We start from the raw sequence: 25,391 nt of genomic DNA on the forward strand, positions 1-25,391 counted from the left end.
GACCCGTCGTCGCAGCAGCGATCACGTCAGGACATCCCCAGCTCGCGGTCGATGAAGTCGAAGACCTCGTCCGGCGTCGCGTCCTGGAGCTTCTCGGCGACGGTGTCGCCGTCCGCCGGGGCGTCGGCCCCGTTGAGGGAGGCCAGCAGCGCCCGCAGCCGTTCGGTGATCCGAATCCGGGCGCTGCGGTCCGGCGCCGAGCCGGAGAGTGCCGCTTCCAACCTGTCCAGCTCACCGAAGACCGGTGCGACCCCGGCCACGCCGCCGTCGACGATCGCGGCCCGCACGTATTCGGCCAGCCCGGCGGCGGTCGGGTAGTCGAAGACCACGGTGGCGGGCAGCCGCACGCCGGTCGCCGCGGTGAGCCGGTTACGCAGCTCCACGGCGGTCAGCGAGTCGAAGCCGAGTTCGCGGAACGCCCGGTCCGGCTCGACGGCGTCCATCGAGGCGTGCCCGAGCACCGCGGCGGCCTGCCCGCGTACCAGCTCCAGCAGGGTCTTGCGTCGTTCGGCGTCGGTCTGCCCGGCGAGCAGGGCGGCCAGGGACTCCGCGGAGACGCCGGTGTCCTCGGCCCGCTCGGCGACGGCCCGCCGTGCCTCGGCCACACCCGCGATGAGCGGGCTGGGCCGCACGGCCACGAAGCCGGGCACGTAGCGGGCCCAGTCGATCTCGGTCACCATCGTCGCCGGCTCGCCCCGCGCGACGCACTGGGCGAGCGCCGTGAGCGCGAGCGCGGTGTCGAGGCGGGCCACGCCGGTACGCCGGCGGCGCTCCTCGACGGCCTGGTCGGTGGCGGCCATCCCGCCGGCCGCCCAGGGGCCCCAGGCGACCGAGGTGGCCGGAAGGCCTTGGCGGTGCCGCTGCTCGGCGAGCGCGTCGAGGTAGGCGTTGGCGGCGGCGTAGCTGCCCTGACCGGCGGCGCCGAGCTGGCCGGCCATCGCGGAGAACAGCACGAACGCGCGCAGTTCCCGCCCGAGGGTGAGCTCGTGCAGGTGCAGGGCGCCGAGCACCTTGGGTCGCAGGACGGTGGCGAGCCGGTCGGGGGTGAGCCCGTCGAGCACCCCGTCCTCCAGCACGCCGGCGGCGTGCACGACGGTGGTCAGCGGCGCGTCGGCGGGCACCTCGTCGAGCAGCTTGGCCAGCGCGGCCCGGTCGGCCACGTCGCAGGCCGCGACGGTCACCCGGGTGCCCGCCCCGGTCAGCTCACGGACGAGTGCCGTGGCGCCGGGGGCGTCCGCGCCGCGGCGGCTGACGAGCATCAGGTGCTCGGCGCCCCGGGCGGCCAGCCAGCGGGCCACCTCCGCGCCGAGCGCGCCGGTGCCGCCGGTGACCAGCGTCGTGCCCGGGTAGCCGGCGTCATCGGCGGGCGCCTCGCCGCCGGGCGCGCGTACCAGCCGGCGTACCAGGACGGTGGCGCCGTCGACCGCCAGTTGGTCCTCGCCGTCGAGGCCGGCGAGGGCGGCGCAGAGCAGGTCCCAGCCGTGGTCGTCCAGGGTGGCCGGTACGTCGACCAGGCCGCCCCACCGCTCGGGGTGTTCGAGGGCAACGACCCGGCCGAGGCCCCAGAGCAGCGACTGCTCCGGGCGGCCGGCGGTGCCGCCCCGGGTGGTGCCGGCGGCGCCCCGGGTGACGCACCACAGCGGCGCGGCGACGTCGAGGTCCCCGAGCGCCTGGATCAGCGCCAGCGACCGGGCGAGGAACGGCGGCACCGGCTGGGTGTCGTCGACCGCGCCGTCGGCGAGGGCGAGCAGGGACAGCACCCCGTCGACCGGGGCCGTTCCGCCGTCGGAGGTACGGGTGACACCGCTCAGGTGCGCGGTGAGGGCGGCCCGGTCGGTCAGGTTCTCCGGCAGCGACACCAGCCGGACGTCGGCGCCCCGGCGGGACAGTTCGGCGACGGCGGCCTCGCCCTCCTCCGGGTGCCGCGCGTCGGCGATCACCCACCAGGCGCCGGGGAGGAAGCTGACGGGCGTGCCGGTGTACGGCTGCCAGACGGCGCGGTAGCGCAGGTCGTCCAGGGCGGACCGGTTGCGCTGGCGGCGTCGCCAGGAGGCGAGCACGGGCAGGGCCCCGCCCAGCCGTTCCAGGGATTCCGTCGCGTCCTGCTCGGTGAGTTCCGCGAGCGCGGCCAGGTCCTCGCGTTCGACGGCCGCCCAGAACGCGGCGTCGACGCCGCTCGGGGTCTCCTCGGCGCCGTCCTGCCCGGTCACGGCGGTGGGCCAGAAGCGGCTGCGGTCGAAGGCGTAGGTGGGCAGTGCCACCACGTCGGTCTCGGCGAGGACGGCCGTCAGGTCGACGGGCAGGCCGATCGCGTGGGCGGTGGCGAGGTTGGTCAGCAGCCGCGTCGGATCGTCGTCACCGCGCCGCAGGCTGCCCAGCGTGTGCCCGGTCGCGCCGGCGTCGTCCAGGATCGCCGTGACCGGCATCGTCAGCACCGGATGCGGTGAGATCTCGACGAACGTCGTGTGACCCGCCTCGACGGCCACCCGGACGGCGGCCTCGAACTGGACGGTCTGCCGCAGGTTGTCGTACCAGTAGTCCGCCGACATCGAGGAGGGGTCCACCCAGTCCCCGGTGAGGGTGGAGACGAGCCGGACGTTGCCCTGTCGCGGCGTCACGTCGGCCAGGTCGGCGCGCAACTGCTCCGCGACATCCTGCACCGCCACCGAGTGCGACGCGTAGTCCACCGGGATCAACCGCGCCCGCACCCCGTCGGCCTGACACGCCTCCACCAGATCCGCGACCGGCTGCGGCGGACCCGACACCACCACCGTCGACGGACCGTTCACCGCCGCCACCCCGACACCCGGGAACGCCGGCAGCCGCTCGGCCACCGCCTCCGCCGACAGGTCCACCGACGCCATCGTCCCCGTGCCCCGCAGCACCGTCAGCGCCCGCGACCGCAACGCCACCGCCTTCGCCGCGTCCTCCAGGGAGAGAATCCCGGCCACACACGCCGCGCCGATCTCACCCTGCGAGTGACCGACCACCGCAGCCGGAACCACACCCGCGTACTGCCACACCGCCGCCAGCGCCACACCAACAGCCCACAGCACCGGCTGCACGACCTCGACCCGATCGAGCCACGACTCGTCGTCACCGGTCAACACCGCAACGAGGTCCACATCGAGGTACGGGGCCAGGGCCCGCTGGCACTCCGCCAGACGCGCGTCGAAGACCGGCGTCCGACCCACCAGACCGGCCGCCATCCGCGCCGACTGCGCACCCTGACCCGGGAACACGAACACCGCACTCGTCCCGACGGCCGTACCCGTGACCAGGTTCCCCGCCGGCGCACCAGCCGCCAGAGCGTCCAGCCCCGCCAGCAACTCCTCCACGCCCGACCCGACCACAGCCGCCCGCTGGTCGAACACCGACCTGGTAACGGCGAGAGACCAGCCCACCGCCGCCGCGTCGAGGTCGGCGTGCGCGCGGACGTGCCGGGCCAGGCGGGCGGCCTGACCGGCCAGCGCGCCCTTCGACCGCCCCGACACCGCCCAGACGACGACGTCGGAGGCCACGAGCCCCGGGCTGCGATCCTCGGCGGCCTCGCCGTCGGGCTCCACGCTCTCGGCGGGGAGGTCCTCGGGCAGTTCGATGATGACGTGGGCGTTGGTGCCGGAGATTCCGAACGACGACACCGCCGCCCGGCGCGCCCGGTCCACGGCCGGCCACGGCCGCGACTCGATCGCCAGCTCGACGGCCCCGGAGGTCCAGTCGATGTGCGGCGACGGCTCGTCCACGTGCAGCGTCGCGGGAACCACGCCCTCGCGCATCGCCAGCACCATCTTGATCACGCCGGCGACGCCGGCGGCGGCCTGGGTGTGGCCGATGTTCGACTTCACGGAGCCGAGCAGCAGCGGCTCGTCGCGCTCCTGCCCGTACGTGGCGAGCAGGGCCTGCGCCTCGATCGGGTCACCGAGCGTGGTGCCGGTGCCGTGCGCCTCGACCACGTCCACATCGGCCGCGGAGAGCCGCGCCGAGGCCAGCGCCTGCCGGATCACCCGCTGCTGCGAGGGACCGTTCGGGGCGGTCAGCCCGTTCGAGGCGCCGTCCTGGTTGACGGCACTGCCCCGCACGATCGCCAGCACCTCGTGACCGTTGCGCCGCGCGTCCGACAACCGCTCCACCAGCAGCACGCCCACACCCTCGCCCCAGCCCGTGCCGTCCGCAGCCGCCGCGAACGCCTTGCACCGGCCGTCGGCCGCCAGGCCCCGCTGCCGGGAGAACTCCACGAACAGCCCGGGCGTCGCCATCACGGTCACGCCGCCGGCGAGGGCCAGGTCGCACTCGCCACGCCGCAGCGACTGCACCGCCAGGTGCAACGCCACAAGCGACGACGAACACGCCGTGTCCACCGACACCGCCGGCCCCTCCAACCCCAACGCGTACGCCACCCGACCCGACACCACACTCGCGGCGTTGCCCGTTCCCGCGAAGCCCTCCACCTCGTCCCCCGCCACCATCAGCAGGGCCCCATAGTCCTGACCATTCGTGCCCACGAACACCCCTGTTCGCGAACCCCGCAGAACCCCAGGCGCAACCCCTGCCCGCTCGACCGCCTCCCACGAAACCTCCAGCAACAACCGCTGCTGCGGATCCATGGCCAACGCCTCGCGGGGGGAAATCCCGAAGAAACCGGCATCAAACTCCGCCGCCTCGTAGAGGAAGGCGCCGCTGCGGACGTAGGAGGTGCCGGTGGAATAGGGGTCGGGGTCGTAGAGGCGCTCGACGTCCCAACCCCGATCGCCGGGGAGGTCCGACACCGCGTCGCGGCCGGCGTGCAGCATCTGCCAGAACCGCTCGGGATCGTTGGCCCCGCCGGGGAAGCGGCAGGACATGGCCACGATGGCCACCGGCTCGTCGTCGCCGAACGCCACCGGGGCGGCCTCGACGGCCACGGCGGCCTCCCCGCCCAGTTCCTCGTGCAGGTGCCGGGCGAGCGCGGTCGGCGACGGGTAGTCGAAGACCAGGGTCACCGGCAGCCGCAGCGAGGTGGCGGTGGCGAGCCGGTTGCGCAGTTCCACCGCGGTCACCGAGTCGAAGCCGAGGTCGCGGAACGCGTGGTGCGGGTCGACGGCCTGGCCGTCGGCGTACCTGAGGACCGTGGCCGCCTGGTCGCGGACCAGGTCGAGCAGCGCCTGCTGGCGCTCGGCGGCGCTCATCCGGGTGAACGCGCCGGCCGGGCCGGCCTCGTCGGTCTCCTTCGTCTCGGCCAGTCCCTTGGTGGCCTGCAACCGCTGCGCCTCGGGGATCTCCGAGATCAGCGGGCCGGGCCGGGTGGCGGTGAACGCGACGAAGAACCGCTCCCAGGCGATGTTCGAGATGGTCAGGAACGTCTCGTCGTGCTCGACGGCCTGGTGCAGGGCCGCGACGGCGAGCCGCGGCGGCATCTCGGGTGCGCCGTGGCGGTGCAGCATCCGGCCGAACTCGCCGTCGGCCATGCCGCCGCCGCCCCAGGCGCCCCAACCGATGGAGGTGGCGGGCAGGCCGAGGGCGCGGCGGTGCTCGGCGAGGGCGTTGAGGAACGCGTTGCCGGGGGCGTAGTTGCCCACGCCGGAGCTGCCGACGGTGCCGGCCATCGACGAGAACAGGATGAACGCGTCGAGGTCCAGCGCGCGGGTCAGCTCGTGCAGGTTCAGTGCGGCGGTGACCTTCGCGCTGAGCGCGTAGTCGACCTGGTCCAGCGTCAGCGAGTTGATCACCGAGTCGTCGAGCACGGCTGCGGTGTGCACGACTGTGGTCAGCGGGTGCTCGGACGGCAGGTCGGCGAGGACGGCGGCGAGCGCCGAGCGGTCGGCGGCGTCGCAGGCGGCGACGGTCACCCGGGCGCCCAGTGCGACCAACTCGGCCTCGAGGTCGGCGATGCCCTCGGCCTGCCGGCCGCGCCGGCTCACCAGCACCAGGTGCGCGGCGCCGTTGGCGGCGAGCCAGCGGGCCATGTGCCCGCCGAGCGCGCCGGTGCCGCCGGTGACCAGGGCGGTGCCGGAGGGCCGCCAGGCACGCGGGGCGGGCGTGTCGCCGAGCGGGGCGTGCAGCAGTCGCCGGCCGAACGCGCCGGCCCACCGCAGCGCGACCTGGTCCTCCCCGTCGGCACCGGCGAGGACGCGCACGAGCCGGCGGCCGGCCGCGTCGTCGAGCTCGTCGGGCAGGTCCACGAGGCCGCCCCAGCGGTCCGGGTGCTCCAGCGCGGCGACCCGGCCGAAGCCCCAGGTGAGCTGCTGGAGCGGGTGCGGCAGCGGGTCGGCCGGGCCGGTCGCGACGGCGCCCCGGGTGAGGCACCACAGGGGCGCGCGGACGCCGGCGTCGCCGAGCGCCTGCACGAGGGTGACGGTGCCGGCGAAACCGACCGGCACGGACGGGTACGCCGGGGCGGGCGTCTCGTCGAGCGGCAGCAGCGACACGATCCCGGCGGGGCGGGGGCCGCCGTCGGCGAGGTCGCGCAGCCGGGCGGCGAGCGCCACGCGGTCCGTGCGGTCGGCGTCCAGCGCCAGCGGTACGACGGTGCCGCCGTGGCGCCGCAACGCCTCGGCGCAGAAGCCGGCCTCGGCCGCGCCGGTGTCGTCGGGGCCGGTCAGCAGCCACCAGGTGCCGGTGACGGCCGGCTCGCCGGAGGCGTCGGGGGCGACGGGCGTCCAACTGTCCCGGTACCGCCACGAGTCCACGGTGGCCTGGTCGCGGTGCCGGCGACGCCAGGCGGCGAGCACCGGCAGCACGTCGGCGAACGCCGTCTCCGGGACGGGCCCCGGCTCGGTCGTGGCGGAGAGTTCAGCCGTGAGCGCGGTCAGGTCCTCCGCCTCGACGGCCGCCCAGAACCGGGCGTCGACCTCGTCGTCGGCCACGGCACCGGCGGTCCCGACCGCGGGGGCGGGCGCGGTCGACGGCTGCGGCCAGTAGAGCTGCCGCTGGAACGGGTACGTGGGCAGGTCGAGGCGACGCCCGGCGAGGCCGGCGAAGGCGGGCCGCCAGTCCACGGCCGTACCTCCGGCCCAGACCTCGGCCAGGGCGCGCAGGAAGCGGCCGAGGCCGCCCTCGCCCCGGCGCAGGCTGCCGGTGACGGTGACCGCGTCCGGGTCGGCGGCGGCCAGCTCGACGCTCTCCTGCGTGGCCATCGTCAGCACGGGGTGGGCGCTGACCTCGACGAAGGTCTGGTAGCCGGCGGCGACGAGGCTGCGTACCGCTTCATCGAAGCGGACGGTCTGCCGCAGGTTGCGGTACCAGTAGTCGGCGTCGAGGGCGGCGGTGTCAAGCCAGTCCCCCTCGACGGTGGAGCGGAACCGGACCTCGCCGGTGCGGGGCCGCAGCCCGGCGAGCAGTTCCAGGAGCTGCTCGCGCAGTTGCTCGACGTGCGCGGAGTGGGAGGCGTAGTCCACGGGGACGCGGCGCACCCGCACCTCGTGGGACTCGTAGTGGGCGACGAGCTCGTCGAGGGCGGCGCCGTCGCCGGAGACCACGACGGAGGTGGGTCCGTTGACGGCGGCCAGGGCGATGCGGCCGGCCCAGCGGGCGATCGTCGCGGTGGCCTCGTCGGCGGTGGTGGCGACCGAGACCATGCCGCCGTCCCCGGCGATGCCGGCGATGATCCGGCTGCGCAGCGCGACCACGGCCGCCGCGTCGTCGAGGGTGAGGCCACCGGCGACGTACGCGGCGGCGATCTCCCCCTGGGAGTGGCCGACGACGGCTCCGGGGCGCACCCCGTACGACTCCCAGAGCGCGGCGAGCGAGACGCTGACCGCGAACAGGGTGGGCTGCACGACGTCGACGCGCTCCAGCGACGGGGCGTCGGGCGCGCCGCGCACCACGTCGGTCGGTGACCAGTCGACGTACGGGCGCAGCGCCTCGGCGCAGGCGGCGAACGTCTCCGCGAAGACGGGGGCGGTGTCGAGCAGCTCGGCGGCCATCCCGGCCCACTGCGATCCCTGGCCCGGGAAGACGAACGCGACCTCGCCCGGCGTGCCGGGGACGCGGGTGACGGTCTGCGGGCCGGGCCGGCCGGCGGCGAGCGCGTCGAGGGACGCGGCCAGGTCGTCGCGGTCGGCGGCGAAGACGACGGCCCGGTGGTCGTGGGCGGCGCGGGTGGCGGCCAGCGACCAGCCGACGTCGGCGAGCGCGTCGTCGTCCACTGTGCCGAGGTGCTCGCGCAGGTCCCGGGTGCGGGCGGTGAGGGCGTCGACGGTGCGCCCGGAGAGCACCCAGGGCAGCTCCCCGGTCGGCACGTCGGCCGCCGGTCCGGGCTCCGGCTCGTCGGCGGGGGCCTGTTCGAGGATGGTGTGCACGTTGGTGCCGCTGATCCCGAACGAGGAGACGGCGGCGCGGCGTACCCCGTCGGCCGGCTCCCACGGCCGGGCGGAGGTGAGCAGCTCGACGCTGCCGCCGGTCCAGTCGACGTGCGGGGTGGGCTCGTCCACGTGCAGCGTGGGCGGCAGCACCCCGTGCCGCATCGCCAGCACCATCTTCATCACCCCGGCCACACCCGCCGCCGCCTGGGTGTGCCCGATGTTCGACTTGATCGAGCCGAGCCACAACGGCCGGTCGGCGGGCCGGTCCTGGCCGTACGTGGCGATGAGGGCCTGCGCCTCGATCGGGTCGCCGAGGGTGGTGCCGGTGCCGTGCGCCTCGACGGCGTCCACCTGCTCGGCGGTGAGTCCGGCGTTCGCGAGGGCCTGCCGGATCACCCGCTGCTGGGCGGGGCCGTTGGGGGCGGTGAGGCCGTTGGAGGCGCCGTCCTGGTTGACGGCGCTGCCGCGCAGCACGGCGAGGACCGGGTTGCCGTCGCGGCGGGCGTCGGAGAGCCGCTGGAGTACCAGCAGGCCGACGCCCTCGCCCCAGCCGGTGCCGTCCGCGGCTCCGGCGAACGGCTTGCACCGGCCGTCGGCGGCGAGACCGCGCTGGCGGGAGAAGCCGACGAAGATGCCGGGGGTGGCCATCACGGTGGCGCCGCCGGCCAGGGCCAGGTCGCACTCCCTCGTCTGCAGGGCCTGCGCGGCCAGGTGCATCGCGACCAGCGACGACGAGCAGGCCGTGTCGACGGTGACGGCCGGGCCGTGCAGCCCGAAGGTGTACGCCAGCCGGCCGGAGATGACGCTGGCGGAGGTGCCGGTGGCGAGGTAGTTCTCGTCGACATCCCCGGTGGCCATCAGCAGCGAGCCGTAGTCCTGGCCGTTGGTGCCGACGTACACGCCGGTGCGGCTGCCGCGCAGGGCGGTCGGGTCGATCCGGGCCCGCTCGAACGCCTCCCAGGTGGTCTCCAGCAGCAGCCGCTGCTGCGGGTCCATGGCGAGGGCCTCGCGGGGGCTGATGCCGAAGAACGCCGGGTCGAACTCGCCGGCACCGGCGACGAAGCCGCCCTCCCGGACGTAGCTGGTACCGAGGTGCTCGGGGTCGGGGTGGTACAGCTCGGCGAGGTTCCAGCCGCGCTCGCCGGGCATCAGGCTCAGCGCGTCGGTGCCGGTGGCCAGCAGGTCCCAGAGCTGCTCGGGCGAGGTGACCCCGCCGGGGAAGCGGCAGCTCATGGCGACGATGGCGATCGGTTCGCGGTCACGGCCGGTGCCGTCGGCGACCACCTCGCCGGTGGTGTGCCCGGCGGTGAGGCCGTGCAGGTGGGCGGCGAGTTCGGCGACCGTGGGGTGGTCGAAGACCAGCGTGGCGGGCAGGGTCATACCGGTCTCGGCGGTCAGCCGGTTGCGCAGCTCGACGGCGGTGAGCGAGTCGAAGCCGAGGTCACGGAAGGTGCGCTCGGGCAGCGGCCGCCCGGCCGGGTAGCCGAGCACGACGGCGGCCTGGGTGCGTACGAGGTCGGCGAGCTGCGGCAGGGACCGGCCGACCACCACGGCGCGGACGGGACCGGTGGGCACGGCGGGCACCCCGGGCAGGGCGGCGATCAGTGGCGTGGGCCGGCCCCAGGACGCGGCGAGGCGTCCCCAGTCGACGGCGGCGACGGTGACCGCCGGCTCGGCGGTGTTGACCAGCCGGCCGAGGGCGGTGACGGCCTCGGCGGCGGGGAGCGCGTCGACCCCGCCCCGGGCGAGCCGGGCGGTCAGGGCGGCGGCCATGCCGTCCTCAGCCCAGGCGCCCCAGGCGATGGCGGTGGCGGGCAGGCCCTGGTCGCGTCGCCAGGCCGCGAACGCGTCGAGATAGGCGTTGGCCGCCGCGTAGTTGCCCTGCCCGGCACTGCCGATGACGCCGGCGAGGGAGGAGAAGAGCACGAACGCGTCGAGGTCGCGGTGGGCGGTGGCCTCGTGCAGGACCCGGGCGGCGCGGACCTTGCCGTCGAGGACGGCCTGCATCCGGGTCAGGTCGAGCCCGTCGAGGACGCCGTCGTCGATCACGCCGGCGGTGTGCACGACGGCGGTCAGCTCCGGCAGCCCGGAGACCAGAGCCTCGACGGCAGCCCGGTCGGTGACGTCGCACCCCACCACCCGCACCGCACCCAACTCGGCCACCAACTCCGCCGCACCCGGCGCCCCCGGACCCCGCCGCGAGGCGAGGACCACCTCACCGGCCCCGTTCGCCAGCAACCACCGCGCCACATGCCGACCCAACGCACCCGTACCACCGGTCACCAGCACCGTCCCGGCAGGCCGCCAACCCACACCCACCGGCGGCACGGCCGGCACCAGCCGCCGGCCGAGGACGCCCTGGGGGCGGATCGCCACCTGGTCGTGCCCGGCGTCGGCGAGGACGGCGAGCAGCGCGTCGGCCGTGGCGCGGTCGGCGCGGGCGGGCAGGTCGACCAGGCCGCCCCAGCGGTCCGGCTGTTCGAGGGCGACGACCCGCCCGAGGCCCCAGGCCAGGGCGGCCCACGGGTCGGTGAGGGTCTCGCCGGCCCCGGCGCGCACGGCGCCCCGGGTGAGGCACCAGAGCCGGCCGGGCAGGCCCGCGTCGGCGAGCGCCTGGGTGAGGGTGAGCAGCAGCGCGGCGCCGACGGAGACGGCCGGGGCGTCCGGCAGCGCCCGGTCGGTCGCGGGCAGCACGCAGAGCACGCCGGCCCAGCCCTGCTCGCCGTGGCCGCGCAGCAGCCCGGTCAGCTCGGCGCGATCGACGCCCGGGGCGACGGTCAGGGTGTCGACGTGGGCGCCGGCACCGGTCAACGTGCCGGCCACCCCGGCGTCGTCGTTGTCGGCGGTGACGACGAGCCAGCGGCCGGTCAGCGCCGGAACGGCGGCGGGGCGTACGGGTTCCCACTCGACCCGGTAGGTCCAGCCGTCCACCACGGCGTCGCGCTGCCGGGCCCGCCGCCACGACGACAGCACCGGTACGGCCGGGGCGAGCGCCTCCACTGCCGCGGGGTCGTCCTGCACGGCCAGGTGGGCGGCGACCCCGGTCAGGTCGCCACGCTCCACGGCCGCCCAGAAGTCCCCCTCGGCGGCGTCACCCGGCACGGCCGTCACGGCGGTGCCGCCGACCTCGGGCCAGTAGCGCTGGTGCTGGAAGGCGTACGTGGGCAGGTCCACGCGGCGCGCGCCGGTGTCGGCGAACCACTGCCGCCAGTCGACCGCCACCCCGTGCACGTGCAGCTCGGCCAGCCCGGCCAGCAGCCCGTGCGCCTCGGGCCGGTCGGCGCGCTGCGCGGCGACGGCCAGCACGGCGTCGTCGGCGGGCAGGATGTCGCCGACCATCGCGGTCAGTACGCTGCGCGGGCCGATCTCCAGGAACGTGTCCGCCCCGGCGGCGCGCAGCGCGGCGACCCCGTCGGCGAAGCGGACGGCCTCGCGGACGTGGCGCACCCAGTAGTCGGGCGTGCGGATCTCGTCGGCGTCGGCCAGTGCCCCGGTCACGTTCGACACGACCGGCAGCGACGGCGCGGCGAAGGTGAGCTTGTCGAGCACCGCGCGGAACCGGGCGAGCATCGGCTCCATCAGCGGGCTGTGGAACGCGTGGCTGACCGCGAGCCGACGCGTCCGCACACCCCGGTCCTTCCAGACCCGCTCCACCTCGTCGAGGGCCTCGACGGCACCGGAGACCACAACAGCCTGCGGACCGTTGACCGCCGCGATCCCCACGCCGGCCAGCCCGTCCAGCGTGGCCGCCACGTCGGCCTCGGTGGCCGCGACGGCCAGCATCCCACCCCCGGCGGGCAGCGCCTGCATCAACCGGCCCCGCGCCGCCACCAACGCACAGGCGTGCTCCAGCGACAGCACCCCCGCCACACACGCGGCCGTGACCTCACCGATCGAATGGCCACCCACGAAATCCGGCACGACCCCGAAGGACTCGACCAACCGGAACAACGCCACCTCGACGGCGAACAGCCCCGCCTGTGTGAACACCGTCTGATCCAGCAGCTCGGCGTCGGCCGACCCCTCGGCGGCGAAGAGCACCTCACGCAGCGGGCGCGGCAGGGCCCTGTCCAGGTGCCCGCACGCCTCGTCGAGGGCCGCAGCGAACACCGGGAACTCGGCGTACAGCTCCCGGCCCATGCCGGCGCGCTGCGCGCCCTGGCCGGAGAAGAGCACCGCGAGCTGGCCGCGCGGCACCCCGGCACCGAGCACGACCGTACCGGCCGGTTCCCCGGCGGCGAGGGCGCGCAGCCCCGCGAGCAGGTCGTCGCGGCCGGTCGCGGACAGCACGGCCCGACGGTCCAGGGTGGAGCGGGAGGTGACCGACGAGAAGGCCACGTCGAGCGGGCGGAGGGTGTCGTCGGCGGCGAACCGGGCGGCCCAGCGGCCGGCCTGCGCGGCGAGCGCGGCGTCGGAGCGGGCGGAGAGCAGCACGGGGGCCACCGTGCGGGACTGCGGCGTGGTCGCCTCGGCCTCGACCTCGGCGGGAGCCGGGGCCTGCTCGATGATGGTGTGCGCGTTGGTGCCGGAGACGCCGAACGACGACACGGCGGCCCGGCGCGGCCGGTCCACGGCCGGCCACGGCGTGACGGCGGTGGCGAGGGTGACGGCCCCGGCGGTCCAGTCGATCTGCGGCGACGGCTCGTCGACGTGCAGGGTGGGCGGCACGACGCCGTGCCGCATCGCCATCACCATCTTGATCACACCGGCCACGCCGGCGGCTGCCTGGGTGTGCCCGATGTTCGACTTCACCGACCCGAGCAGCAGCGGCGCGGCCTCGTCGCGGTCCTGCCCGTACGTGGCCAGCAGCGCCTGCGCCTCGATCGGGTCGCCGAGCCGGGTGCCCGTGCCGTGCGCCTCCACCACGTCGACCTGCTCGGGCGTGAGCCGGGCGTTGCCGAGGGCCTGGCGGATGACCCGCACCTGGGAGGGGCCGTGCGGGGCGCTGAGCCCGTTGGACGCGCCGTCGGAGTTGACCGCGCTGCCGCGTACCACGGCGAGCACCGGGTAGCCGTGCCGCTGCGCGTCGGAGAGCCGGGTGAGCAGCAGCATGCCGATGCCCTCGGACCACGAGGTGCCGTCCGCGCCGGCGGCGAACGCCTTGCACCGCCCGTCGGCGGCGAGACCGCGCTGCCGGCTGAAGCCGACGAAGACCGCCGGGGTGGGCATCACCGTCACGCCGCCCGCCAGGGCCAGCTCGCAGTCGCCGTTGCGCAGGGCCTGCGCGGCCAGGTGGATGGCGACGAGCGAGGACGAGCAGGCCGTGTCGACCGTGACCGCCGGCCCCTCCAGCCCGAGGGTGTACGCGACGCGGCCGGAGATGACACTGGTGGCGTTGCCGGTGAGCAGGTGGCCCTCGCCGTTCTCGGCCTGCGCCATCATGCCGTCGTAGCCGTGCGACGACGCCCCGACGAAGACGCCGGTACGGCTGCCCCGGACGGCCGGCAGCGGCAGCCCGGCCCGCTCGAACGCCTCCCAGGAGGTCTCCAGCAGCAGCCGCTGCTGCGGGTCCATGGCGAGGGCCTCGCGGGGCGAGATGCCGAACAGGTCGGCGTCGAAGTCGGCGGCGGAGTAGACGAAGCCGCCCTCGCGCACGTAACTGGTGCCCGGGTGGTCGGGATCGGGGTGGAAGAGGTTCTCCAGGTCCCAGCCCCGGTCGGCGGGGAACGGCCCGATCCCGTCGCCGCCGTCGTGCACGAGCTGCCACAGCGCCTCGGGGCTGTCGACGCCGCCCGGGTAGCGGCAGCTCATCGCCACGATGGCGATGGGCTCGGAGTCCCGGCTCTCCAGCTCGCGCAGCCGACGCCGGGTACGCCGCAGCTCCGAGGTCGTACGCTTCAGGTACTCGACGTACCTCTCGTCCTCGTTGCTCACCGTGGACCTACCTCACTCGGCATGCCGATGTCGTTGCGGCTGGTGGTCACGACGTCTCCAGCTCGCGGTCGATCAGGTCGAAGATGTTCTCGGCGGTGGCCGACTCCAGGTCGTCGTCGCCGTCCGCGTCCGCCTGCCGCTCGGTCAGCCGGCCCAGCAGGCCGTGCAGCCGGTCGGTGATCCGGCGGAACTCGTCGTCGGCCGGGTCCAGCCCGACGAGCGCCGCCTCCAGCCGGTCGAGTTCCCGGCCCGCCGCCGACGGCTCGCCGGCCGGGCTCACCGGGGCGAACTGCCCGGCCAGGTGGACGGCGAGCGCCTCGGGCGTCGGGTTGTCGAAGACCAGCGTCGCCGGCAGCCGCAGCCCGGTGGCCGCGCCGAGCCGGTTGCGCAGCTCCACGGCGGTCAGCGAGTCGAAGCCGAGTTCCCGGAACGCGCGGGTCGGCTCGATGCCGGCCGGGTCGCCGTGGCCGAGAACGACCGCCACGTGCGCCAGCACCAGGTCGCGCAGGGCACGTACCCGCTTGTCGTCGGGCAGGGCGCGCAGCGTCTCGGCGTACGCCTGCCCGTCGGCGGCCTCGCCGGCCGCGGCCCGGCGGCCGGCGGCGCGGACCAGGTTGGTCAGCAGCGGGTGTACGGGCGACCCGGGCGCGGCCACGCCGGTGGCGATCTTGGCGGGCATGATTGTCGCCCGCTCCGAGCGCCAGAGGGCGTCGAACAGGGCGAGCCCCTCGGCGTCGGAGAGCGCCGCCATGCCGCCCCGGTCGAGGCGACGGATGTCGGCCGAGTCGAGGTGGCCCGTCATGCCGCTGGCCTGTGCCCAGCGGCCCCACGCCAGCGCGACCGCCGGCAGACCGAGGGCCCGCCGGTGCTCCGCCAGGGCGTCGAGGAACGCGTTGCCGGCGGCGTAGTTGCCCTGGCCCGGACCGCCGAACACGCCGGCGGCGGCGGAGAAGAGCACGAACGCGCTCAGGTCGTGGCCGAGGGTGGCCCGGTGCAGATTCCACGCCACGTCGACCTTGGGCCGCAGCACCGCGGCGAGGCGGTCGGGGGTGAGCGACTCGACGGTGGCGTCGTCGAGGACGCCGGCGGCGTGCACGACGGCGCGCAGCGGATGCCGCCGGTCCACCATGGACAGCACGTCCGCCACGGCGTCCGGGTCGGCCAGGTCGGCGGCGACGATCGACACGTCCGCGCCGAGCGCCTTCAGGTCGGCGAGCAGTTCGTCGGCGCCCTCGGCGTCCGGGCCGCGCCGGCTGACCAGCAGCAGCTGCCGGGCGCCGTGCGCGGTGACCAGGTGCCGGCAGAGCAGCGCGCCGAGGGTGCCGGTCGCCCCGGAGACCAGGACCGTGCCGTCGAGCCGGGGCGCCTGCGGAATGCTCAGGGCCAGCTTGCCGACGTGCCGGGCCTGGCTGAGGAAGCGGAACGCCTCGGGGGCGCGCCGGACGTCCCAGGTGCGCCGGGGCAGGGGCCGCAGCGCACCGGCGGCGAAAAGCGCCATCAGCTCGCCCAGCATCGCGCCGATCTTCTCCGGGCCGGCCTCGATGAGATCGAAGACCTGGTAGCTGACGCCCGGATGGTCGGCGGCGACCCGCCGCGGGTCCCGCTTGTCGGTCTTGCCCATCTCGACGAACCGGCCGCCGTCGGCGAGCAGCCGCAGCGACGCGTCGACGTACTCGCCGCGCAGGGCGTTGAGCACCACGTCGACGCCCCGCCCGCCGGTGCGGTGGGCGAACTCGTCGGCGAAGTCGAGGCTGCGGGAGGAGGCGAGGTGCGCGTCGTCGAAGCCGGTGTCGCGCAGCGCCGGCCACTTGCCGGGGCCGGCCGTGCCGTAGACCTCCGCGCCGAGGTGGCGGGCGATCTGCACGGCGGCCATGCCCACGCCGCCGGCCGCCGCGTGCACGAGCACGGACTCGCCCGCGCGCAGCCGGGCCAGCTCCACCAGCCCGTACCAGGCGGTCAGGAAGACCACGGGCACGGCGGCGGCGTCGGTGTAGGACCAGCCGTCGGGGATGCGGGTGACCAGCCGGCGGTCGGTGACCGCCGCCGAGGCGAACGAGCCGGAGAAGATGCCCATCACCCGGTCGCCGGGGGCGAGGTCGGCGACGCCCGGCCCCACGCCGAGCACCACGCCGGCGCCCTCGTTGCCCAGCACCTCCTGGTCGGGGACCATGCCGAGGGCCAGCACCACGTCGCGGAAGTTCAGCCCGGAGGCGCGCATCCCGACCAGGACGTGGCCCGCCGGCAGTTCCCCGCCCGCCTCGGGACCGGGCAGCAGGGCGAGGTTCTCCAGCGTGCCCTTCTCGGTGACGTCGAGGCGCCACGGCACCTCGTCGGCGGGCAGCGGCAACACACCGGCGTCGCGGGCCCGGGCCAGCCGGGGCACGAGCGGCGCGCCGTCGCGCAGCGCGAGCTGCGGCTCGCCGGAGGCGACGGCCGCCGGGACGGCCGCCAGGGAGGCGGCGGCGTCGTCGGTGTCGAGCAGCGTGAACCGGCCGGGGTGCTCGGACTGCGCCGAGCGGACCAGCCCCCACAGGGTCGCCCGGGCCAGGTCGCAGGGGGCCTCGCCCGGGGCCGCGCCGACCGCGCCCCGGGTGTGCAGCACGAGCCGGGACCGCTCCAGCCGGGGTTCGCCCAACCACTGCCGCACCAGCGCGAGGGCGTCGCGGGCCGCGTCGTGCGCGGCCTCACCGGCCCGCTGCGGGTCCGGCTCCGCGCCGGAGCACAGGTCCAGCACCACATCGGGTACGTCCCCGGACTCCCCGATCTCGGCGACCAGTGCCGCCAGGTCGGCGTGCGACCGCACCGGGTGCCCGGCGGCGGCGAGCGCCCCGGCGAGGCCGAGGGTGTCGTCGCCGAGCAGCGCCCAGCGGGCCTCCCCGGCCGCCGCCCCGGTGTCCGTCAGCGGCGTCCAGTCCAGGTGGAACACCGACGTGCGGCGCAGGGCGGCGGCCTCGTCGGCCCGGCCCGCGGCGACCGGGCGGAACGTCAGCGACTCGACGGTGGCGACCGGCTGGCCGGCGGTGTCGGCGAGCGTGACCGCGACGGTGTCCGGGCCGAGCGGGCGCAGCCGCGCCCGCAGCCGGGTGGCGCCGTAAGCGTGCAGGGCGACCGACCGGAAGGCGAACGGCATCCAGCCCGCCCCGGCGGTGTCCGCCGCGTCGCCGAGCAGGGCGGTGACCCCGCTGGCCTGGAGGGCCGCGTCGAACAGGGCCGGGTGCAGCCCGAAGCGGGACGCGTCGGCGCTCGCCTCCTCGGGCAGGGCCACCTCGGCGTAGACCTCGCCGTCGCCGCGCCACACCCGGCGCAGCCCCCGGAAGGAGGGGCCGTAGCCGAGGCCGCCCTCGGCCGTCTGCGCGTACCAGGCGTCCAGGTCGGCGTCGACCTCGACGGCGTCGGCCGGCGGCCACTGCCCCGGTACGGCGGTCGGGGCGGGCAGCTGCGGCAGCAGGAGTCCCTCGGCGTGCCGGGTCCACTCGGCGCCGGCGTCCTCTTCGGGGCGGGAGTGCACGGTGACGCTCCGCTCGCCGGTGTCGGCGGGCGGGCCCACTCGTACCTGCACCTGCACCGCGCCGGTCGCGGGGAGCACCAGCGGGTTGATCAGCGTCAGGTCGCCCACCTGGCCGGCGTCGACCTCGTCGCCGGCCCGGACCACCATGTCGACGACGCCGGTGCCGGGGACGATCACCGCCCCGCCGACGGCGTGGTCGGCCAGCCACGGGTGGGTACGCACCGACAGCCGCCCGGTCAGCACCACCGCCCGGTCGTCGGCGACGGGTACGGCCGCGCTGAGCAGCGGGTGCCCGGTGTCCTGGAGGCCGGCCGAGCCGACGTCGCGTACGCGGTGCGCGGGCGCGTCCAGCCAGTAGCGTCCCCGTTCGAAGGCGTAGGTGGGCAGTGCCACCACGTCGGTCTCGGCGAGGACGGCCGTCAGGTCGACGGGCAGGCCGATCGTGTGGGCGGTAGCCAGGTTGGTCAGCAGCCGCGTCGGGTCGTCGTCACCGCGGCGCAGGCTGCCCAGGGTGTGCCCGGTGACGCCCGCACCGTCCAGGATCGCCGTCACCGGCATCGTCAACACCGGGTGGGGGCTGATCTCGATGAACGTGGTGTGCCCGGCGGCGACAGCGACGCGCACGGCGGCGTCGAACTGCACGGTCTGCCGCAGGTTGTCGTACCAGTAGCCGGCGTCCATCGAGGACGGATCGACCCAGTCCCCCGTCAACGTCGAGACGAGCCGAGTGTGCCCCGGCTGCGGGCTCACGTCGGCCAGATCGGCGCGCAACCGCTCGGCCACCTCCTGCACCGCCGCCGAGTGCGACGCGTAGTCCACCGGGATCAACCGCGCCCGCACCCCGTCGGCCTGACACGCCGCCACCAGATCCGCGACCGGCTGCGGCGGACCCGACACCACCACCGTCGACGGACCGTTCACCGCCGCCACCCCGACACCCGGGAACGCCGACAGCCGCTCGGCCACCGCCTCCGCCGACAGGTCCACCGACGCCATCGTCCCGGTGCCCCGCAGCACCGTCAGCGCCCGCGACCGCAACGCCACCGCCTTCGCCGCGTCCTCCAGGGAGAGAATCCCGGCCACACACGCCGCGCCGATCTCACCCTGCGAGTGACCGACCACCGCCGCCGGGGTGACCCCGGCGTGCTGCCACACCGCCGCCAGGGCCATACCCACGGCCCACAGCACCGGCTGCACGACCTCGACCCGCTCCAGCCACGACTCGTCGTCACCCGTCAACACCGACACCAGATCGACGTCCAGGTACGGGGCCAGGGCCCGCTGACACTCCGCCAGACGCGCGTCGAACACCGGCGCACGACCCACCAGACCCGCCGCCATCCGCGCCGACTGCGCACCCTGACCCGGGAACACGAACACCGCACCCGCGCCATGCGACAGAGCCGCCGCCTCGACCACGTTGCCGGCCGGCGACCCAGACGCCAGAGCGTCCAGCCCCGCCAGCAACTCCTCCGCGCTCGACCCGACCACGACCGCCCGCTGGTCGAACGTCGACCGGGTGGCGGCGAGAGACCAGCCCACAGCCGCCGCGTCCACCTCGCCGTGCTCGCGCACGTACTCCGCCAGGCGAGCCGCCTGGCCGGTCAGGGCGCCCTTCGACCGTCCCGACAGCGGCCACACCATGACGTCGGAGGCCACGAGCCCGGGGCCCTGCTCGGCCGGAGCGGCAGCCACGGCCTGCGGCTCGTCGGCCTGCTCGATGATCACGTGGGCGTTGGTGCCGGACATGCCGAACGACGACACCGCCGCCCGGCGCGGCCGGTCCACCACCGGCCACGGCCGCGACTGCGTGGCCAGTTCCACCGCGCCGGAGGTCCAGTCGATGTGCGGCGACGGCTCGTCCACGTGCAACGTCGCCGGTACCACGCCCTCCCGCATCGCCAGCACCATCTTGATCACACCGGCGACGCCCGAGGCGGCCTGCGTGTGGCCGATGTTGGACTTGATCGAGCCGAGCAGCAGCGGCTCGCCGCCCTCGCGGTGCTGGCCGTAGGTGGCGAGCAGGGCCTGGGCCTCGATCGGGTCACCGAGCGTGGTGCCCGTGCCGTGCGCCTCGACCACGTCGACATCCGCGCTGCCCAGCCGGGCGCCCGCGAGGGCCTGCCGGATCACCCGCTGCTGCGACGGGCCGTTCGGGGCGGTCAGCCCGTTCGAGGCGCCGTCCTGGTTGACCGCCGACCCACGCACCACCGCCAGGACCCGGTGCCCGTTGCGCCGCGCGTCCGACAGCCGCTCCACCAGCAGCACGCCCACACCCTCGCCCCAGCCCGTGCCGTCCGCAGCCGCCGCGAACGCCTTGCACCGGCCGTCGGCCGCCAGGCCCCGCTGCCGGGAGAACTCGAAGAAGGTGCCGGGGGTGGCCATGACCGTGACGCCGCCGGCGAGGGCGAGGTCGCACTCGCCACGCCGCAGCGCCTGCACCGCCAGGTGCAACGCCACAAGCGACGACGAACACGCCGTGTCCACCGACACCGCCGGCCCCTCCAACCCCAACGCGTACGCCACCCGGCCCGACACCACACTGGCGGCGTTGCCCGTGGCCCCGAACCCTTCGGCCTGCTCCCCCGCAGCCATCAGCAGGGCCCCATAGTCCTGACCATTCGTGCCCACGAACACCCCTGTTCGCGAACCCCGCAGAACCCCAGGCTCAACCCCTGCCCGCTCGACCGCCTCCCACGAAACCTCCAGCAACAACCGCTGCTGCGGATCCATCGCCGCCGCCTCGCGCGGCGAGATCCCGAAGAAACCGGGATCGAACTCGCCGGCCCCGTGCAGGAAGCCGCCCTTGTCGGCGTACGTGGTGCCGGGGTTGGCCGGGTCGGGGTCGTAGAGCCGGTCGAGGTCCCAGCCCCGGTCGGTCGGGAAGTCGCCGATCGCGTCGACGCCGTCGGCGACGAGGCGCCACAGCCGTTCGGGGCCGTCGACGCCGCCGGGGTAGCGGCAGGCCATGGCGACGATGGCCACCGGCTCGTCGTCGCCCACGGCGGCCGGGACAGCGACGGGAGCCGCCCCGGCGTCGGCGCCGAAGAGGCCGGCGAGCAGGAAGCGGGACAGCACCACCGGGGTGGGGTGGTCGAAGACCAGGGTGGTGGGCAGCGCCTGCCCGGTGGCGGCGACGAGCCGGTTGCGCAGCTCCACGGCGGTCAGCGAGTCGAAGCCGAGGTCGCGGAACGCGGTGGTCGCGCCCACGGCGGCAGCCCCGCCGTCGTGGCCGAGCACGTCGGCGGCGAGTTCGCGGACCAGGTCGGCGACGGTCTCCTCGCGGCGGGCCGGGGTCAGCGCGGCGAGGCGCCGGCGCAGCGTCGCCGCCGGGCCGTCGTCGCCGTCGTCGGCCGCGGCGCCGCCGTCGAGGGCGGCCCGCGCCTCCGGTACGCCCTCCAGCAGCGGCCGGCGGCGCGCGGAGGCGTACGCGGGGGCGAACCGGGTCCAGTCCACGTCGGCCACCGTCACTGTGACGTCGTCGTGGTCGAGGGCCTGCTGCAACGCGGCCATGGCGAGGGCCGGGTCCATGGCGGGCAGGCCCCGGCGGCGCAGGTTCCGCTCGACGTCGGCGGCGTGCATGCCGCCGTCGGACCATGGGCCCCAGGCGATGGCGGTGCCGGCCCGGCCGTCGGCGCGCCGCCGCCGCACCAGCGCGTCCAGGTAGGCGTTGCCGGCCGCGTACCCGGCCTGCCCGCCACTGCCCCAGGTGGCGGCGATGGACGAGTAGACGACGAAGGCGTCCAGCTCCCGGTCGGCGAGCAAGTCGGCGAGGTGGGTGGCCCCGGCGGTCTTGCCGACTGTCACCCCGGCCAGCTCGGCGGGGGTGACCTCGGCCAGCGGGGTGGCCTGCGCGACGCCGGCGGTGTGCACGACGGTGCGCACCGGCGGGCCGTCGGCCTCGACCCGGTCGAGCAGGTCGGCGAGGGCGGCCCGGTCGGCGATGTCGCAGGCGGCGACGGTGACCCGGGCCCCGAGGCCGGCCAGCTCGGCCTCCAGCTCGGCGGCGCCGGGGGCGTCGGTTCCGCGCCGGCTGACCAGCACGACGTGCTCGGCTCCGGCGGCGGCGAGCCAGCGGGCGGCGCGCGCCCCGAGCCCGCCGGTGCCGCCGGTGACCAGGGCGGTGCCGGTGGGCGTGAACCGGCGCGCCGGCGGACGGTCGCCGAGGGCGGCGCGGACGAGGCGGCGGGCGAAGACGCCGGGGCCGCGTACGGCGAGCTGGTCCTCGCCGGTCGAGCCGGTGAGGATCGCGGCGAGCCGGAAGGCGGCCCGGTCGTCGGGGTCGGACGGCAGGTCGACCAGGCCGCCCCAGCGGTGCGGCGCCTCGACGCCGACGACCCGGCCGAGGCCCCAGATCGCGGCCTGCGCCGGGTCGGCGAGCCGGTCGTACGAGGCGGCGGCGACCGCTCCCCGGGTGACCAGCCACAGCGGCGCTGCCACGCCGGCGTCGCCGAGCGCCTGCACGAGGGCGAGGGTGGCGGTCAGGCCGGGCAGGACGGTGCCGTCGGCGGTGCGTGGTTCCCCGGCGAGCAGGGACACGACGCCGGCGGGCTCGGTGCCGGCGAGGGCCGCCGCGAGGCCGGCCCGGTCGGCGTCCGGCTCCACCGTCAGCGGCAGCACGTCGGCGCCGGCGCCGGTCAGCGCGGCCCGGACGGCCCGCGCCGCCGGGTCGTCGGCGTCGTCGGCGGGCAGCGCCAGCAGCCAGGTGCCGGCCAGCCGGGCGGGGGCGGGCTCGGGGGCCACCTGCCATTCCTCCCGGTACCGCCAGCCGTCGAGGACCGAGTGTTCCTGCCGCTGCCGCCGCCAGTCGGCGAGGACGGGCAGCAGGGTACGCAGCGACTCGGCGGCGGCGGTGTCGGTGACGGCGAGGGTGTCGCGCAGCGCGTCGAGGTCGGCGCGTTCGACGGCCGCCCAGAACCGGCGGTCGAGCGCGCCGGCCCCGCCCGTCGTGGTGTCGTCGGTGGGCGCCTCGGCCGGCACCCAGTAGTGCTGCCGCTCGAACGGGTAGGTGGGCAGGTCGACGAGCCGGCCGGGCCGGCCGGCGAGGACGTCCGCCCAGTGCGGCGGCGTGCCGGCGACGTGCAGCTGGGAGAGGGCGGCGAGCAGGGCACGGCGGTCCGGGCGGTCCCGGCGCAGCACCGGCACCACCACGGCGGAGGCGGCGTCGGTCTCGATCCCGGCGAGGGTCTCCTGGACGCTGGCGGTGAGCACGGCGTCCGGCCCGACCTCCACGAAGGTGCCGACGCCGTGGGCGCGCAGGGCGCGTACGCCGTCGGCGAAGCGGACGGCCTCCCGGACGTGGCGCACCCAGTAGCCGGGGTCGGTGAGCTGCGCCGGGTCGGCCAGCTCGCCGGTCACGTTGGACACCACCGGCAGGGTGGGGGCGCTCAGGTCGAGGCGGGCGGCGACGGCAGCGAACTCGGCGAGCATCGGCTCCATCAGCGGGCTGTGGAAGGCGTGGCTGACCCGCAGCCGCCGCACCTTCACCCCCCGGCTGGTCCAGAGTTCCGCCAGCTCGTCGATGGCCGCCGCGTCGCCGGAGACGACGACGGCGTCGGGGCCGTTGACGGCGGCGACGGCGACCCGGCCGGTCAGCGCGGCGATCGACTCGGCGACCCGGGCCTCGTCGGCGGCCACGGCGAGCATCGCGCCGCCGGTGGGCAGGTCCTGCATGAGCCGCCCCCGGGCGGCGACGAGGGCGCACGCGTCGTCGAGGCTGAGCACGCCGGCCACGTGGGCGGCGGTCAGCTCGCCGACGGAATGCCCGGCGACCATGTCGGGGGCCAGGCCCCAGGAGCCGAGCAGCCGGTGCAGCGCCACCTCGACGGCGAACAGCGCGGCCTGGGTGAAGACGGTCTGGTCGAGCAGGTCGGCCTCGGCGGTGCCGGGCTCGGCGAACAGCAGCGGCTTCAGCGGCCGGGGCAGCCGGTGGTCGAGGTGGCCGCAGACCTCGTCGAGCGCCTCCGCGAAGACCGGGTACGCCTCGTACAGCTCCCGGCCGGCGCCGGCGCGCTGGGCGCCCTGGCCGGAGAACAGGAACGCGACCCCGCCGCGTTCGGCGGCGGCGCCGGTGACCAGCCCGGGGGCGGGCCGGTCGTCGGCGAGGGCGTGCAGCGCGGCGAGCAGACCGTCGCGGTCGTCGGCGAGCACGACCGCCCGGTGCTCCAGGGGCGAGCGGGAGACCGCCGAGGTCCAGGCGACGTCGGCCGGACGCAGGTGCGCGTCGTCGGCGACGTAGGCCGACCAGCGCTCGGCCTGGCGGCGCAGCGCGGTGCGGGTGCGGCCGGTGAGCAGCACCGGCGCGGGCGCGGGCGGCACCGGGTGGTCCGCCTCGACGCCGGCCGGTTCGGGCTGTTCGAGGATGAGGTGGGTGTTGGTGCCGCTCATCCCGAACGACGAGACGGCGGCCCGGCGCGGCCGGTCCACGGCCGGCCACGGCGTGGCCTCGGTGACGAGGGTGACCGCGCCGGCGGCCCAGTCCACGTGCGGGGTGGGCTCGTCGACGTGCAGGGTGGCCGGCACGACGCCGTGCCGCATCGCCAGCACCATCTTGATCACACCGGCGATGCCGGCGGCGGCCTGGGTGTGCCCGATGTTGGACTTGATCGAGCCGAGCAGCAGCGGCGCGGCGTCGCCCCGCTCCCGGCCGTACGTGGCGAGCAGCGCCTGAGCCTCGATCGGATCGCCGAGGGTGGTGCCGGTGCCGTGCGCCTCCACCACGTCGACCAGGTCGGGGGTGAGCTTCGCGCCGGCCAGGGCCTGCCGGATGACCCGCTGCTGGGACGGGCCGTTGGGGGCGGTGAGGCCGTTCGACGCGCCGTCGGAGTTGACCGCCGAGCTGCGGATGACGCCGAGCACGGGGTGGCCGTTGCGGCGGGCGTCGCTGAGCCGTTCCAGCAGCAGCATGCCGACGCCCTCGGACCAGCCGGTGCCGTCGGCGGAGGCGGCGAACGACTTGCACCGGCCGTCGGCGGCGAGGCCGCGCTGCCGGGAGAACTCGACGAACGGGCCGGGGGTGGCCAGCACGGTCGCGCCGCCGGCCAGGGCGAGGCCGCACTCGCGCTGGCGCAGCGCCTGGCAGGCGAGATGGATGGCGACCGACGCCGACGAGCAGGCGGTGTCCACGGTGACCGACGGGCCTTCGAGGCCGAACGTGTACGCCAGCCGACCGGACACGACACTGGCGGCGGTGCCGGTCAGCACGTACCCCTCGACGCCGGGCGCCCGGTGCAGCACGGCGGCGTAGTCCTGCCCGGAGGTGCCCACGAAGACGCCGGAGCGGCTGCCACGCAGCGACAGCGGGGCGATGCCGGCGCGTTCGAACAGCTCCCAGGTGACCTCCAGCAGCAGCCGCTGCTGCGGGTCCATGGCGACCGCCTCGCGCGGCGAGATGCCGAAGAGCGCGGCGTCGAACTGCCCCGCGTCGCGCAGGAACCCGCCGGCGGTGGTGTACGAGGTGCCGGCGTTGTCCGGGTCGGCGTGGTAGAGCCGGTCCAGGTCCCAGCCGCGGTCGGTGGGAAAGTCGCCGATGGCGTCCCCGCCGGACGAGACGAACTCCCAGAGCTCCTCCGGCGAGCTGATGCCGCCCGGGTAGCGGCAGCTCATCGCCACGATCGCCACCGGCTCGGACTCCTCGGCGGTGACCTCGCGCAGCCGTTGGCGGGTCTGCTGCAGCTCGGCGACGACGCGCGTCAGGTATTCGCGCAGCCGATCTTCGTCCGCCATGACAT

Annotated in this window: 2 protein-coding genes; both read right to left on the reverse strand. The window is 76.1% G+C overall.

What is annotated here, in order from left to right:
- Positions 1–26 precede the first annotated feature (26 nt).
- On the reverse strand, positions 27–14,153 hold the full coding sequence (locus J3R08_RS20600) for a type I polyketide synthase (RefSeq protein ID WP_209962513.1): 14,127 nt from the start codon (positions 14,151–14,153) through the stop codon (positions 27–29).
- Between the two features lie 46 nt (positions 14,154–14,199).
- The gene (locus tag J3R08_RS20605) at positions 14,200–25,386 is read right to left on the reverse strand and encodes a type I polyketide synthase (protein WP_209962514.1); all 11,187 of its coding nucleotides are present in this window, start codon (positions 25,384–25,386) and stop codon (positions 14,200–14,202) included.
- Positions 25,387–25,391 lie beyond the last annotated feature (5 nt).

The organism is Micromonospora sp. HB375, assembly GCF_017872985.1.
GTDB lineage: Bacteria > Actinomycetota > Actinomycetes > Mycobacteriales > Micromonosporaceae > Micromonospora > Micromonospora chalcea.